The following is a 15985-nucleotide window of genomic DNA, read 5'->3' as shown; positions in this document are numbered from 1 at the left end:
TAAGGCAGGTTGTTGTGTTGTGGTTAGCCGAACTGGGATTTATTGCCTTATTACTTGCCTGTGTTGCGTCATTTCTGTTGGCGAGCACCACGTTGTTTTCATTGACAAAACACCGTCAGGTGTTATTGCCGGTACGAGAATGGAGCTATGCCATTTTTGCCCTGATCGTACTGGCATTTGCCATTCTGCTGCTGCTGTTTTGGCGTAATGATTTTTCCGTGTTGTACGTTGCCCAACATGGCCATCGTCAATTACCGCCCTTGATGAAAGTCGGCGCATTATGGGGCGGGCACGAAGGCTCGTTACTACTTTGGTTGTTGTGCCTCAGTGGTTGGTCGGCCTGCTTTGCCCTGTTCAGCGCTAAATCAGAGCGTTCTGTGCAGCCTCTCCCCCTGGCCATTCTGGCGTTGATCAACGGCTGCTTCCTGATTTTTATTCTGTTCTTCTCCGATCCTTTTGTTCGTGTCTTTCCTCCTGCAGTTGAAGGGCGCGATCTCAATCCCATGCTGCAACATATCGGCCTGATCTTGCATCCTCCATTGCTTTATCTGGGCTATGGTGGGTTTGCCGTTTGCAGTGTATTGATGTTGTCCTCCTTGCTGCGAGGCACATTTACTGCCGAGACTGCTCAGCAGTGCCTGCTCTGGGCCAAACCTGCATGGTGTTTTCTGACTGCCGGGATCATTTTGGGGTCATGGTGGGCATACAGCGAACTGGGTTGGGGCGGCTGGTGGTTCTGGGATCCAGTCGAAAATGCCTCTTTATTGCCTTGGCTGACGGCCAGCGCCTTATTGCATAGTTTGGCAGTTAGCCAACGTACCGGTGGCCTGCACCATTGGTCGATACTGTTAGCATTGGGCACCTTTATACTCAGCCTGCTGGGCACCCTGATCGTTCGTTCCGGCGTGCTGGTTTCGGTGCATGCCTTTGCACTGGATGAGCTGCGTGCATTACCCTTGTTTATACTGTTTACTTTCCTGAGTGGCGCGTCGTTCCTGGTCTATGCATTGCGCGCTAACCGCCTGCAGGCTTCAACAACCAAAGCTAACCCGGTGCTGTTGGGTGCACTGCTATTATTCAGCTCTGCCGCGCTGATTGTACTGGTCGGTACCTTGTACCCGATGTTTTACCGGTTGATGGGATGGGGACAAATTTCGGTCGGCGCCCCTTATTTCAACCTGGTGCTGTTACCGTTTGGGCTGTTTGGCTTGCTGTTAATGTGTTACGGCGGGTTCGATCGACAGCGGTTACCACAATGCATTGCCCATGCCGGCGTGCTGCTGACGGCGTTAGGCATTGCAAGCTCAGCGCTGCAACGCCATGAAATCAGCCAGAATGTCTCTGTCGGCGAAACTGTCTCCCTCGCGGGGTATGAATTTAAACTTCGCTCAGTCGACCTATTGGCTCACCCCAATTTCACCAGCGAACAGGCCATTATTGATGTTTCGCAGCAAGGCAAACGGGTGGCTCAACTGATGCCAGAACGGCGGTTTTATACCGCCCGTCGGCAACAGATGTTTGAACCGGGTATCGACTGGAATGCGTTTCATGATTGGTACGTGGTGATGGGCGAAAAAAGCGGAGAGCAGCGTTACGCCATGCGTTTCTATGTGCAGAGCGGGATCCGCTGGATCTGGTGGGGAGGTGGGCTGATGATCATCGGTGTGTTGGCAAGCGGTTGGCAAAGGAGACAGGCATGCGCTGGCTAGCTTTCTTGTTGTTGTGGGGAAACATAGCGTCGGGAAGCATAGCGTGGGGAAGCCTAACGTTACCACTGGCGGCGCAGATTGTGGATACTTGGGCCTTTACCTCACCAGAGGTTCAAGACCAAGCCTTGGCCGTAGCGGCTCAGATACGTTGTCCTCAATGTCAGAATCAGAACTTACTGGAGTCTAATGCCCCGGCGGCCGTGGCAATGCGTCACGAGGTATTCGCCATGACCGAGCAAGGGAAAACAGCAGACGAGATCCTGAATTTTATGACCGCGCGCTACGGTAATTTTGTCCGTTATCAACCGCCGTTAGAACGCTCTACTCTCGTACTTTGGGCGCTTCCGGCAGTGATGCTGGTGTTGATTTCGCTAGTGTTATGGCGGCGTAGGGACAAGAAATGAAACGAGGCACTTTTCATCTGTTGTTTATCGGGTTGGTACTTGGCATCAGTGCCTGTTGGTATGCAGCCAGTGGCCGCCCAGCCAGCGTGCTCACCGAGATACACAAACCGGTTCAGCCCCTCTCGCCCCAAGAGCAGAATGAACGCCAATTACAGCGATTGCAGCAAAAAGTCAGTCAGTCCCCGCAAGACAGTGTCGCATGGGCCGAACTGGGGGAATATTATCTCTACAACGATAATTTTGCCGATGCGCAGGTTGCCTATCAGCAGGCGCTAACCCTGCGCGGTGACAATGCAGAATTATACTCAGCGCTGGCTACCGTGCACTATTATCAGGCTGGGCAACGCATTACCCCACAGGCAAAGAGCTATATAGAAAAGGCCCTGGCGTTGGATAAGAATGAAGTCTCGGCATTGATGTTGTTAGCGGCCGATGCCTTTTCCCATGCTGAATATGCCAAGGCGATAGCCCTGTGGCAACAGCTGTTAGACAGCCAATCACCACGGGTAAACCGGCCACAACTGATCGAGGCCATCAATATGGCGAAGTTACTGCTGCGGTAGCAGTAAATCACGCGATGCGAATTATTTTGGGTCTATATTCTAACTGCAATTTAAATAATCTTAAGTGTATACTTATTTAGTGCTCTCAATATATCTGTACTCAATAGTCAGGAAATAAATAGCAATAGTTCTCAAGTCGATTAATCATCGTCGATGCGCTATAACGTCGCGGCGTTCAATTTATTGAGTTGGAGATGTGTGTGATGAAAAAACAAAATAAGCCTTATTTTAATTTTGCCCCCCTCACGACTTCAACAACACGTCGGCAATTACTGTTATCAGGTTTGGCTTTCGCCTTACTCGGTAGTAAAGCGGCCTACGCCCAAACCAGCAATAATCGTGGCGGTATGTTGCGTAACCAGCGCAGCCAACCAACACCCAAGCAAACGGGCAGTAAAAGATTAGTCATGCTCGACCCAGGGCACGGGGGTATCGACTCCGGCGCGGTAGGGCCTGAAGGTTCAAAGGAAAAGCATGTGGTATTGGAAATTGCCAACCATGTGCGCCGTTTTTTGCAGCAACATGATCAGGTGGAAGTGCGCCTGACACGGGAAGTTGACGAGTTTGTCCCGCTATTTCGCCGTGTAGACATCGCTCATCAACATCGGGCCGATCTGTTTATCTCGATCCATGCTGATGGTTATACCAGCCCAGACGCTGCAGGGGCCTCCGTATTCGCCCTTTCCAACCGGGGTGCCAGCAGCGCGATGGCTCGCTATCTCTCCAGCCGCGAAAATGCCGCTGATGAAATTGCTGGTGGCAAATACCGGCAGCAGGACAATTATCTGCAACAGACACTGTTCGATTTGGTACAAACCGATACTATCAATAACAGCCTGACGCTAGGTCGCCACGTGTTGGGGCAGATCCGTCCGGTACACCGTCTGCATAGTGACAGTACCGAACAAGCAGCATTTGCGGTGTTGAAGTCCCCGTCTATTCCTTCAATTCTGGTAGAAACCTCATTTATCACCAATCCTTACGAGGAACGCCTGCTAGGCACCACCGCTTTTCGTGAGAAAATTGCCCATGCGATTACGGATGGTGTGATCAACTTTTTCCAATATTATGATGCACACCAGCGAAGACCGAGCTAGTCTGTCACGCACAAAATAGAAATGACCACAGCCACATCCGGTAAGTCGCGGATCACAGGGGAATAATAATGCAGATTTGGGTTGATGCGGATGCTTGTCCCAATGTTATCAAGGAGGTCCTGTTTCGTGCTGCCGAGCGTACCGCGATACTGGTTACCTTGGTGGCCAATCAACCTGTGCGTACCCCCCCATCGCGATTTATCAATACATTGCAAGTGCCAGCAGGTTTTGACGTTGCGGACAACGAAATCGTGCGCCTTTGTCAAACCGCCGATCTGGTGGTCACTGCCGATATCCCACTCGCGGCGGAAGTCATAGAAAAAGGGGCTATTGCCCTCAATCCTCGCGGTGAACGCTATACGCCAGACACTATTCGTGAACGACTCAATATCCGTGACTTCCTCGATACATTACGTTCCAGCGGTATTCAAAGTGGTGGGCCAGCCCCGCTTAATCAACGTGAGCGCCAGCAATTCGCTAATGAATTGGACAAATGGCTACAGCAAGCCAAGGGGGCTTTGCGCTGATAACGCCTGCCATCATGTGACAAATATGTGAATATTGTGTGAGCGACAGCTCAAAAACAAACCAATTTCGTGCTGATTTTTCCGTTAAAAACGCATTAAAAACCCATAATCACCCCCCTACTCATCATCAAGAAAAAAATAACCTACTGATAAATAAAAATATTATCAGTAATGGCTATTTTACTGCTAATGAATAATCATGCCCCTAAGCCTAGTTGCGCTTACCTGTATATACGGGTATATGTTAAAAAATGATTATTACACTGATGGTGTAGCCATAGGGATAGACCCATCCCTATCTACATCGTCTTAATCTAGAAGGATCTTATCCTATGTATGCTTCAAACACATTTGCGCGTACTGAAGTACAAGCCCTCAGTAGTTACAATGCCGGACTCTCTATTGAAGCGGTACAAGCAAAATATGGTGTTTCACAGGTCGCCAAACTGGGCAGCAATGAGAATCCATTGGGGATTTCGCCAAAAGCCTTAGCCGCCTTGACGGCAGAAGCCCGTAATAGCGCACTTTATCCCGACCAATCTTGCCATCTATTGCGCACCGCGCTGGCTCACAAACTGGCTATTGATGAAAAACGTTTGGTTTTCGGTAATGGCTCTGAAGATCTTATCAGCATACTCTGCCGGGTATTTCTCGATCATGGGGACCAGGTGGTCACCATTTTACCGTCTTTTGGCCTGCATATTATCTACCCACAAGCGGCTGGCGCTGAAGTGATCGGTGTTCCCATGGGGCCCGATATGCGTATTGATGTACACGCATTGATGGCTGCAATAACACCGCGCACACGCATGCTGATGTTCTCATCCCCATCTAACCCAGTGGGTTCAGCACTTAACGGGGATGAACTGCAATATGTGATTGATCACTTGCCAGCCCATACTCTGCTGGTATTTGACGAGGCGTATTTTGAATATGCCAACGGTGAAACGGATTATCCCGACTGCCTGAACATATTACAGAACAGCCAATGCCATTACGTGATTTTAAGAACGTTTTCTAAAGCTTATGCGTTAGCGGGATTACGCATCGGCTATGGTATTACCAGCGATGCCACATTGGCAGACATGATTGACCGACTCCGTACTCCTTTCAATGTCAACCGCTGTGCTCAAGCGGCAGCTGTTGCTGCCCTGGCAGACACGGATCATTTGCTTGCCAGTGTCGAACATGTTCGCAGTGAACGACGCCGTATGGAGCAGGTTTTACAGCAGCATTTAGGGTTACAACCGATTCCATCGGTCACTAATTTTATATTTCTTGCCAGCCCAGTGGCGGTAAATACGGTGAATACGGCCTTATTGCAACAAGGGGTGATTATTAAACCTTGGCTTGAAACAGGCTATGACCGTTTTTTACGTGTTTCAGTTGGCAGCCGTAATGATAACAATATGTTCCTTCAGGCACTTGAGAAAGCGTTACACCAATAAATAGTGCCCGGTGATTTGGCTAACCCACCTTCGTTTATTCAGGTTTTATTCCCTACAACCTGAATATCGAAGGTTATAGTGAAATAGCGCCAAATCCTGAGAGATATATTCTACTCAAGAATAAGGATAATTATGACCACGACTAAAGCCACACCATTAATAGAATCACGCATCATCGATTTTATCCCTGAAAATGAAAGGCATGGCAGTCCATTCAGCCAATTTACCCTCTGGTTTGGTGCCAACCTGCAAATTACCGCTATTGTGACCGGTGCATTAGCGGTTGTTCTTGGCGGGGATGCCTTTTGGTCCATTATCGGTTTAATGATAGGCCAGTTAATTGGCGGGGTCATCATGGCGTTGCATGGTATGCAAGGGCCAAAACTCGGCTTACCCCAGATGATTTCCAGCCGAGTGCAATTCGGTGTGCTTGGGGCCTCTATTCCGATTGTCTTAGTCTGCGCACTCTACATGGGGTTCAATACCATCGGTATTATCCTAGCCGGGCAAGCGATCTCCCATTTGGCCAGTGTCAGCAATACTGCCGGGATATTGACTTTTTCTGTCATCATTATTATCTCTGCCATGATTGGTTACCGCTTTATTCATCGTCTAGGGCGTATAGCAACTATCTTTGGCATCGTGGCATTTACCTATCTTTTTATTCGCCTGCTGTCTGTTAATGATATTTCTTTACTGCTGGATAACCGTTCTTTTGCCTGGGATAAATTTCTGATTGCTATTTCGCTATCTGCATCGTGGCAAATTGCGTTTTCTCCTTATGCATCTGACTACTCGCGCTACTTACCCAGTAATACACCATCGTCGAAAGTTTTCCTCGCTATCTGGTTAGGATCGGTTGGCGGCTCGCAAATTTCGATGGTACTGGGGGTGTTTGCCGCTGCATTAGCGGGCAATCACTTTGCTGGCAATGAAGTTGGTTATATCGTCAGCCTCGGGGCCAACGGTATCATGGCTGCCCTGATCTATTTCAGCATCGCTTTTGGTAAAATCACCATCTCGACACTGAATGCCTACGGTTGCCTAATGTGTCTGACAACCATTATCAGTGGTTTTAAAGGTCATATCAGCTACAATAGATACCAGCGACTTGCGGTGGTTATTTTTATTGTTGGTGTTTCTACCTGCCTGGCGTTTCTGGCTAAAGATGATTTTTTAAACGCGCTCAGAGCATTTCTGCTGTTCTTACTCGCCCTCTTCACCCCCTGGGCCGCCATTAACCTCACTAGTTTCTATTTTGTTGCTAAAGGTCATTATGACAAGGCTGCATTGATGGATCCGAATGGCTGCTATGGTCGCTGGAATATTTTCGGTATCAGCATCTATTTGCTCGGTGTGCTGATTCAGGTCCCATTTATTTCCACTACACTGTATACCGGCCCGCTGTATGATTTTATCGGCACAGATATCTCCTGGATTGTTGGATTAATGATACCAGCCATACTCTATATTACCTTTGGCAAAAACGTTGCTTTGCGGCAGGCTACCGCCACTTAAGGCCAATATATCGCCTGACATCTCGACGGCAAGCTGCCAGCCGAAACCTCAAGGATGAGGTTTATTCATTCATCAAGTTGCTAACCTTGCCATTAACGCAATAGTAAGGATACGTTGATTTAAGCGTCTATTAAGGGTATACCTATTAGCCATATAGACGTCTAAATGGATGAATGACCATGCAATCTGTAGCGCCCATTGAAGGGAAGTTCAAACGCACCATGAAAACCCGGCATCTGGTGATGCTGTCTCTGGGTGGTGTTATCGGCACCGGGCTGTTTTTCAATACTGGCTATATCATTTCCACTACCGGGGCACTCGGCACCTTGTTGGCCTATTTAATCGGTGCCTTGGTGGTTTATCTGGTGATGCTGTGTCTGGGGGAGCTTGCCGTCGCCATGCCGGAAACCGGTGCATTTCATATCTATGCGGCACGCTATCTTGGCCCAGCCACGGGCTATACCGTCGCCTGGTTATATTGGCTCACCTGGACGGTGGCGCTAGGATCCAGTCTCACCGCCGCGGGTTTCTGCATGCAATACTGGTTTCCACAATCCCCAGTGTGGTTGTGGTGTTTGATCTTCTGCACCATCATTTTTCTGCTTAATACCATTACCACCCGTTTTTTTGCTGAGAGCGAATTCTGGTTCTCACTGATCAAAGTGATCACTATTCTGGCCTTTATTGTGTTGGGTGGTGCTGCGGTATTTGGTCTGTTACCGATGAAAGACGGCAGCCCCGCCCCCTTCCTGCATAACCTGACTTCATCCGGTTGGTTGCCTCACGGCACATTACCCATTCTGATGACCATGGTGGCGGTCAATTTTGCCTTTTCCGGTACCGAACTGATCGGTATTGCCGCCGGTGAAACCGAAAATCCAGAAAAAGTCATCCCGTTGGCTATTCGCACCACGGTATTGCGTTTGGTGGTATTTTTTATCGGTACCGTATTTATTTTGGCGGCGTTGATCCCGATGGAACAGGCGGGTGTGGTTAAAAGCCCCTTTGTGCAGGTATTTGAACGTATTGGTGTGCCTTATGCGGCTGATATTTTTAATTTTGTTATCCTGACGGCGATTCTCTCCGCAGCGAACTCCGGGCTGTATGCGTCAGGGCGGATGTTGTGGTCGCTAGCCAATCAACGTACATTGCCAGCCTATTTCTCGCGCCTGAATGCTCGGGGCATTCCCATCAATGCACTGACTTTCAGTATGCTCGGTGGTGTACTGGCCCTACTGACCAGCGTGATCGCCCCTGATACCGTGTTTGTCGCACTGTCTGCTATATCCGGATTTGCGGTAGTCGCCGTATGGCTGAGTATCTGTGCCTCACACTATGCTTTCCGTCGCCATTACCTGCGCAGTGGTCAACCTATAGAAGGGCTGAAGTACCGCGCCCCAGGTTATCCACTAACCCCAATCGTCGGGTTCATACTCTGTTTATTGGCTTGTATTGGTCTAGCATTTGATCCAGAACAACGAGTGGCCTTATTTTGTGGCCTGCCATTCGTTGCTCTCTGTTATCTGGTCTATTATCTGACGCGCAGCAGCGGTCAAAAAGGCACACTGAATAGCGGAGAAGAACATGTCAGTTAATAACCCTCTCACCCCACTGCTGGCGAATAACCGCACCTTGGTGCTAGACGGTGCCCTCGCCACTGAGTTGGAATCGCGCGGCTGTGACCTCAGTGATCCGTTGTGGTCAGCAAAAGTGCTGATTGAAAACCCGCAACTGATTTATCAGGTACATCTTGATTACTTCAATGCAGGGGCCCAATGCGCCATTACTGCCAGCTATCAAGCGACACCACAAGGCTTTCAACGTCGCGGACTCAATGAGCAGCAGTCGCTGGCACTGATCGCTAAAAGCGTAAAACTGGCACAACAGGCGCGAGATGATTATCTGGCTCAACAACCGCAAGCCTTGCCGTTGTTGATCGCCGGTTCTGTCGGCCCTTATGGTGCTTATCTGGCAAACGGCTCTGAATATCGTGGCGATTACCATTTGCCACCCAATGAAATGGCGGCTTTCCATCGCCCTAGAATCGCGGCATTGGCCAAAGCAGGCGTTGACCTGCTGGCCTGCGAAACCCTGCCCTCATTGGCTGAATTACAAGCACTGCTTAAACTGTTGCACGAATTCCCCACCTTGGGCGCCTGGTTCTCCTTCACCTTGCAAGACAGCCACCACTTGAGTGATGGCTCACCGTTAAAGCTGGTGATGGAACGGCTGGCGGACAATCCGCAGGTATTAGCAGTGGGGATCAACTGTATCGCATTGGACAGTGTCACCCCTGCGTTACAGCAATTGGCGATATTGAGTGATAAACCGTTAGTGGTTTACCCGAATTCTGGCGAACACTACGATGCGGTCAGTAAAACCTGGCATGGTTGTGGCACAGAGCAAAACCAGTTGAACAGTCAAATCAGAGAGTGGCAGCGTGCAGGTGCTCGGTTGATCGGCGGTTGTTGCCGTACCACTCCGGCAGATATTCAAGCTATTGCGCAACAGTGCCATTGATAGATTGATAGATTGATAGATTGATAGATTGATAGATTGATAGATTGATAGATTGATAGATTGATAGATTGATAGATAGGTAGATAGATAGATAACCCGCCTGGTCGCCAACTTAAGCGACCAGGCGGGGCTACTGATTACAGTGCCGTCGTCTGCGCCTCCACCACCGCCAGCGCCACCATGTTGACAATGCGGCGTACTGAAGCCACCGGCGTCAGGATATGTACCGGTTTAGAAACCCCCATCAACACCGGCCCCACGGTCACCCCTTCAGAAGAAGAGACTCGCAGTAGGTTATAACTGATACGTGCCGCTTCCATATTCGGCATGATCAGGATATTCGCCGCGCCTTTCAGTGGGCTGTCTGGCATCAAGTTATGACGAATGCTTTCCACCAGGGCAGCATCACCATGCATCTCACCATCAATCTCCAGCTCTGGTGCCCGCTCACGTACCAACGCCAGCGTTTCACGCATTTTGGTTGCCGTTGGGCAATTGGCAGAGCCAAAATTGGAATGGGATAACAGGGCTACCTTCGGCTCAATACCGAAACGCCGCACCGTATTGGCCGCCATCAGCGTGATTTCTGCCAATTGTTCCGCCGTTGGGTCATCGTTGACATAGGTGTCAGTGATAAATGTATTGCCACTCGGTAGCATCAGCGCATTCATCGCCCCTGCAACATGCACCCCATCACGGAACCCCAATACCTGTTCCACCACCTCATAATGTTCATGGTAGCTACCGATGGTGCCACAGATCATGGCATCGGCTTCCCCACGGTGCACCATAATGGCGGCGATCAAGGTGGGATTAGCCATCACGGCACGGCGCGCCTGCTCCTGTGACACACCACGGCGTTTCATCAGTTGATAATATTCTAACCAATACTCTTTAAAACGCGGATCAGACAGGTTATTCACCACATCAAAGTCTTTACCAGGCGTCAATTGCAAGCCCTGTTTCTTCAGGCGCATTTCGATAACGTCTGGCCGCCCGATCAGAATAGGATGTGCCAACCCTTGCGCAACCAGCTCTTGCGTAGCATGCAGTACGCGCTCTTCTTCCCCTTCTGCCAGTACCACACGTTTCATGTCCTTCTTCGCTTGCGAGAAGATCGGTTTCATAAACAGGTTGGTTTTGTAAACAAACTGGGTCAGATGTTCCACATAAGCGGCAAAGTTTTCAATCGGACGCAAGGCAACACCGGAATCCATGGCCGCCTTGGCCACTGCCGGTGCAATTTTGACAATCAAGCGCGGATCAAAAGGCTTTGGAATAATATATTCTGGGCCAAAGCTCAGATCCTGATCACCATAAGCGGAAGCCACCACATCACTCTGTTCCGCCATCGCCAGATCAGCAATGGCATGCACACAAGCCAGTTTCATCTCTTCATTGATGGTGGTAGCCCCTACGTCCAGTGCACCACGGAAGATAAAGGGGAAACAGAGTACATTATTGACCTGGTTAGGATAGTCGGAACGGCCGGTACAGATAATGGCATCTGGGCGGACCGCTTTAGCCAGCGGCGGCAGAATTTCCGGTTCAGGGTTAGCCAACGCCATAATCAGCGGGTCTTTGGCCATGGTTTTCACCATATCCGGCGTCAAGACGCCGGGGCCGGAGCAACCGAGGAAAATATCGGCGTTTGGAATCACTTCCCCCAGCGTGCGCAGGCCTTGGTCTGCAACGGCATACACGGCTTTGTTATCTTCCATATTGGCGTCACGGCCTTTATAGATAACCCCTCTGGAGTCACAAACCGTAATGTTCTGCTTGCTCATCCCCAGTGCAACCAGCAGATTGAGGCAGGCAATGGAAGCGGCACCGGCACCTGACACCACCAGTTTGACGTCAGCGATATTTTTCTTCACCACTCGCAAGCCGTTCAACACTGCGGCGGTGGTGATAATCGCAGTACCATGTTGATCATCATGGAACACCGGGATCTTCATGCGTTCGCGCAGTTTCTTTTCAATATAAAAGCATTCTGGTGCCTTGATATCTTCCAGGTTGATACCACCAAAGGTCGGCTCCAGTGCGGCGATGATGTCGACCAGTTTATCGGGATCATGTTCGTCCACTTCGATGTCGAACACATCAATACCGGAAAACTTCTTAAACAGAACCCCTTTTCCCTCCATCACCGGCTTACCCGCCAGTGCGCCGATATTCCCCAGCCCCAGTACCGCCGTGCCGTTGGAGATCACCGCCACCAGGTTGCCTTTTGCGGTGTACTTGTAGGCGGCCTGTGGATCGTCAGCAATTTCCAGGCAAGGCGCTGCTACGCCGGGTGAATAAGCCAAAGCCAGATCGCGCTGCGTAGCCAGTGGTTTAGTTGGCGATACCTGAATCTTCCCGGGGATAGGAAACTGATGGAAATCAAGAGCACTCTGTTTGAGTTGTTCGTCCATTATGGGGTCCTTGTTTTCTACTATGTATGTTGAGGTAAAGCATTAATCTGCAACCAGTATAGTGAGATAAATGTTCCAAACTTTGAAGCACCCCGTAACCTTGAGTAAAATTCGCAAATAAAAGTTCAATTACACTTATCGAGCAGCACTATTTTGTGTTACCGGTGTGGCGATGGCCGGATAGGTCGGCCAAGGGGATTTGCAACGCAGCAAAGGGGGGCTTTGTTACCAGAACCACCTGTAGGGATAATTTTATCAATATTTACCCCCTGATTTACTCCTGCGATTAGCGCGGTCACTGTAAAGCCAAAAAATTACGCCATCAGTTGGGTTATCTGTAGATGTTGTAACAGCATAATGGTTTTGCCATCTTTGAGGCGGCCATCAGCGATCATCGCGATAGCGTCGCTAAAGGGCAGCTCCACCACGTCAATATCTTCATCTTCAATACCGCCACCTGCGCTAGTGCGTTCGCTATCTTGATACTCGGCAATAAAGAAATGGATCAACTCCGTCACTCCCCCGGGTGACATATAGGCTTCAAAAACTTTTTTCACCTCGGTTAGCTGAAAACCGGTCTCTTCCATCGCTTCACGGCGGACGCACTGTTCCGGGGAGTCATTATCCAGCAGCCCGGCACAAGCCTCCAACAACATGCCACTGGTGTTGCCGTTAAGGTAGGTCGGCATACGGAATTGGTTGATTAATACCACGGTGCCCTTGGCACGGTTATACAACAAAATAGTGGCCCCGTTGCCGCGATCATAAACCTCACGCACCTGCTCAACGGAACCCCCTTTTTCCCTTTTTAAATCATAGGTGTATTTATTCAGTGTGTACCAATTATCCGACAGCAGCTCTTGCCTGATGTTTTCAATTTTCGATGACATGGATCTTTTCCATTAGCGGGCTGATTGGCAAATAGCAAAGCGCAACCCTGAAAAATTTGCAATAAAAAACCCCGTAGGCCATTTCGCACCACGGGGTTTTTTTAGCCAAACTTAAAAACCGTTTGGCACTATGGGGTTTTGCTAGCCAAACTTAAAAGCCGTTTGGCACTTCGCGCATATCGGGCAGTTTATGTGCAATCCCTTTATGGCAATCAATACAGCTTTTGCCTTCGTTAATCGCCTGGTTATGCATTTTGGCCGCCACAGTTTTCTGTGCGCTAAGGTCCATATACTCAAAGTTATGGCAGTTACGGCACTCCTGCGACTTATTTGCCTTCATCCGCGCCCATTCATTACTGGCCATGGTCAGACGATGTTCCTCAAACTTCTGCGGTGTGTCGATCAGGCCAAATACCTTGGCATATAACTCTTTGCTGGCCTTGATCTTACGCAGCATTTTCGGCCCCCACTCATGGGGAACATGGCAGTCCGGGCAGGTCGCACGCACACCACTACGGTTGCTGTAGTGCACGCTTTCCATATACTCCTCGTAGACGGTAGAGCGCATTTCATGGCAACTGATACAGAACTGCTCGGTGTTAGCCGCCTCCATACCGGTGTTAAAGCCCCCCCAAAAAAGAATACCCCCCACAAAACCGATCAATAGCAGCGTTCCCAAGGCCAGACGACTCGGTCGACGCCACCAGCGCCATATACGGCGGATCAAACCGACCTTTTTCTCGGATACTGCATTGTTACCTTCAGACATAACTCCCCCGCTTAGTGCCCAAAGCCCTGCATCGGCTTGAAATCATTACCGATAATAGGTGCGGCATTGGTTTGTGGTACGTGACATTGCAAACAGAAATAACGGCGAGGGGCCACTTCCCCCAATACTTTGCCATCACTGTCCATAAAGTGTGTCGGGCTGATACGGGGTGCCCCGGTGGTACGATAACTCCCCACCCCATGGCACTGCAGGCAACGGTTGGTATTCTTGGTCACCTGATAACCATCAATACTGTGGGGGATCATCGGTGGTTGATTGACGTAATTTAATGCCATCTTTTCCTGCTGCTTAGGCATTTTGATCTGCCCTTCAACAGTTCCGGAAACCTCTGGCGATTGCTGGAGATCCACATCACTGGCTGCAAATGCCAAACTTGCCACTATCAGTGATAACAGCGCGCCCCATAAGGAAAGCTGCTTTTTCACAACACTGCTTTTCATTTTTTGGCTCCCGAATAATAAAATTTACTCTTAATTTCGTATACATTCTCTGCACAGACATCAAGGCAACGTCCGCAGGCAATACAGCTATCACTGGCCACTATGGGGGTGCCTTTTTTAAGTAATACTGGGTCACGCAGAATTTGTGGTTCTGGGCAGACGTGAAAGCAATCCATGCAACGATTACAGTTTTCCCGCCCTTCTGCGCTGATCTGTACCATGCCGTGTCTGCCAATCACCCCATACAAGGCCCCCACGGGGCAAAGGTGACCACACCAGCCATGTTCAACCACCAGCAGGTCAAACAGAAACAGGGCTACAATCAGCCAGATACCAGCACCAAAGGCGGCGACTAACCCCTGCAGCCAGTTTAAAACGCCGCTACCGTCCCCATGAATAAGACCCCGCCCCATCAAAGCGACTGGATTCACCCACTCCCACAGCAGCGTGCCACTGATGGCACTCCCCGCCAGAATCAGCAATAAAATGCCGTAGCGCAGACTGCGTGGTAGCGTAGCCGACTGGCGTAACCCCAACTTGCGTCGCAACCAGCTCGCCAGATCAGTGACCGGGTTCAAGGGGCATACCCAACCACAAAACACCCGGTTGCCAATCAAGCCATAAATCAGTACCACCAGCACGCCGACCCACGCCAACCAACTGGGCCAATGCCCTGCCAGCAAGCTTTCCAGCAGCATTAACGGGTCGGTCAGCGGCACCTTATCCAATAGCAGGCTAGCACTGTAGTTACCGCGCAAAATCCAGACACCCCAAAGCGGACCAGATAAGAACATCAGCAAGATCGATAACTGACTGCAACGCCGCAAGATCAGGAAACGATGGCTACGCCACCAACCATGGCGTAAACGCGCCTCACGCCCAGCTTGGGCGACAGGATTGGTCATCATCCACCTCCCATTCCGCCACGCACGGGCAACTTGAGCTCTTCCGGCACCAGTGAGTGCCCAGCTTGTTCTTTTTCCTGCCAGCCCCAGCGATAGTGTTCACCCAACTGTCCCCGCGCTAATGCCAACGGCAGCACTTTAATCGCCGCCTGCTCTAGCACACAGGCCTGTTCACACTTGCCACAACCGGTACAAGCATCGCTATGGACAGTTGGCAGGAATTTGGCATGTTTGCCGGTACGTTCGTTATGCTGCAGTTCCAGCGTAATCGCCTGATCAATCTGCGGGCAGACACGGTAACAGACATCGCAACGCAGCCCCTGCCAGTTAAGGCAGCTCTCATGATCCAGCAAGACCGCCAGCCCCATACGCGCATGGTTGATATCCGTCAGTTGTGAGTCCAGCGCGCCACTGGGGCAAGCCAACACACAGTGGATCTCTTCACACATCTCGCATGGCGTGTCCCGTGCCACAAAATAAGGTGTGCCAGCCGCTTGAGTTGACAACAACGTTGCCAACTTCAGGGTTTGATAAGGGCAAGCCTGCACACATTGGCCACAGCGAATACAGGCACTATCGAAAGCCGAGCCAGCCAAGGCCCCAGGGGGCCGTAAAAATATCCCCTGAGCCTGAGACTGTCTTTGTTGCAACCCCAACAGCACACCGATTCCCACCAATCCGGCAGCACTACGCGCCGCATCTCGCAGAAAACGCCTTCTGGCTGGTGCCTTATCCCGTTGCTGGTCCATGGCGCCGC

General features: G+C 50.3%; 15 protein-coding genes. 9 read left to right on the top strand and 6 right to left on the bottom strand.

Translation table 11 applies throughout. From position 1 onward, the window contains the following. Positions 1-14: 14 nt before the first annotated feature. The 9 genes from nrfE to mmuM all read left to right on the top strand — a co-directional run bounded on the left by nrfE (position 15) and on the right by mmuM (position 9786). Complete coding sequence (gene nrfE, locus ACX9GV_RS05220; protein WP_473197295.1) at positions 15-1709, top strand: heme lyase NrfEFG subunit NrfE; 1695 nt, start codon at positions 15-17, stop codon at positions 1707-1709. Positions 1710-1747: 38 nt separating this feature from the next. Beyond that, the gene (gene nrfF / locus ACX9GV_RS05215; RefSeq protein ID WP_473197982.1) at positions 1748-2113 is read left to right on the top strand and encodes a heme lyase NrfEFG subunit NrfF; all 366 of its coding nucleotides are present in this window, start codon (positions 1748-1750) and stop codon (positions 2111-2113) included. Next, positions 2110-2676, top strand: a complete 567-nt coding sequence (locus ACX9GV_RS05210; RefSeq protein WP_473197294.1) for a TPR domain-containing protein — start codon at positions 2110-2112, stop codon at positions 2674-2676. Before nrfF ends, ACX9GV_RS05210 begins: the two co-directional genes overlap by 4 nt. A 203-nt stretch (positions 2677-2879) precedes the next feature. Then, positions 2880-3773 carry an N-acetylmuramoyl-L-alanine amidase AmiA gene (amiA, locus tag ACX9GV_RS05205; RefSeq protein ID WP_473197293.1) on the top strand — a complete coding sequence of 298 codons (894 nt, stop codon included), beginning with the start codon at positions 2880-2882 and terminating at the stop codon, positions 3771-3773. Between the two features lie 68 nt (positions 3774-3841). Next, entirely contained in the window at positions 3842-4300 is a 459-nt protein-coding gene (locus tag ACX9GV_RS05200; RefSeq protein WP_473197292.1) for a YaiI/YqxD family protein, read from the top strand. Between the two features lie 332 nt (positions 4301-4632). Continuing rightward, positions 4633-5748, top strand: a complete 1116-nt coding sequence (hisC, locus tag ACX9GV_RS05195) for a histidinol-phosphate transaminase (protein WP_023491099.1) — start codon at positions 4633-4635, stop codon at positions 5746-5748. A 132-nt stretch (positions 5749-5880) separates the two neighbouring features. Further along, on the top strand, positions 5881-7266 hold the full coding sequence (locus ACX9GV_RS05190; protein WP_023491100.1) for a purine-cytosine permease family protein: 1386 nt from the start codon (positions 5881-5883) through the stop codon (positions 7264-7266). 179 nt (positions 7267-7445) lie between these two features. Continuing rightward, positions 7446-8861, top strand: coding sequence for an S-methylmethionine permease (mmuP, locus tag ACX9GV_RS05185; protein WP_023491102.1), 1416 nt, complete (start codon positions 7446-7448; stop codon positions 8859-8861). After that, positions 8851-9786, top strand: a complete 936-nt coding sequence (gene mmuM / locus ACX9GV_RS05180; protein ID WP_473197291.1) for a homocysteine S-methyltransferase — start codon at positions 8851-8853, stop codon at positions 9784-9786. The genes mmuP and mmuM overlap by 11 nt, the downstream gene beginning before the upstream one ends. A gap of 137 nt (positions 9787-9923) precedes the next feature. Here mmuM and maeB read toward each other — a convergent pair whose 3' ends face one another. The 6 genes from maeB to napG all read right to left on the bottom strand — a co-directional run bounded on the left by maeB (position 9924) and on the right by napG (position 15977). Then, a complete protein-coding gene (gene maeB / locus ACX9GV_RS05175) occupies positions 9924-12203 on the bottom strand; it encodes an NADP-dependent oxaloacetate-decarboxylating malate dehydrogenase (RefSeq protein ID WP_473197290.1) in 2280 nt (759 codons plus the stop codon). Positions 12204-12517: 314 nt separating this feature from the next. Continuing rightward, positions 12518-13093 (bottom strand): GDP-mannose pyrophosphatase NudK, encoded by a 576-nt coding sequence (gene nudK / locus ACX9GV_RS05170; RefSeq protein ID WP_023491107.1) that lies wholly within the window; start codon positions 13091-13093, stop codon positions 12518-12520. A gap of 151 nt (positions 13094-13244) precedes the next feature. Then, positions 13245-13862: a cytochrome c-type protein NapC gene (napC, locus tag ACX9GV_RS05165; RefSeq protein ID WP_023491108.1), complete on the bottom strand. Its 618-nt coding sequence runs from the start codon at positions 13860-13862 to the stop codon at positions 13245-13247. Positions 13863-13873: 11 nt separating this feature from the next. Continuing rightward, positions 13874-14323: a nitrate reductase cytochrome c-type subunit gene (gene napB, locus ACX9GV_RS05160; RefSeq protein WP_023491109.1), complete on the bottom strand. Its 450-nt coding sequence runs from the start codon at positions 14321-14323 to the stop codon at positions 13874-13876. Continuing rightward, positions 14320-15228 (bottom strand): quinol dehydrogenase ferredoxin subunit NapH, encoded by a 909-nt coding sequence (gene napH, locus ACX9GV_RS05155; RefSeq protein ID WP_473197981.1) that lies wholly within the window; start codon positions 15226-15228, stop codon positions 14320-14322. Before napH ends, napB begins: the two co-directional genes overlap by 4 nt. Then, positions 15228-15977 carry a ferredoxin-type protein NapG gene (gene napG, locus ACX9GV_RS05150; protein WP_473197289.1) on the bottom strand — a complete coding sequence of 250 codons (750 nt, stop codon included), beginning with the start codon at positions 15975-15977 and terminating at the stop codon, positions 15228-15230. The genes napH and napG overlap by 1 nt, the downstream gene beginning before the upstream one ends. Positions 15978-15985: the final 8 nt, after the last annotated feature.

This window comes from Serratia sp. 25CWL12 (genome assembly GCF_055790885.1).
The sequence above is the reverse complement of the archived record's forward strand: the minus strand, read 5'-3'. Positions and strand labels throughout refer to the sequence as shown.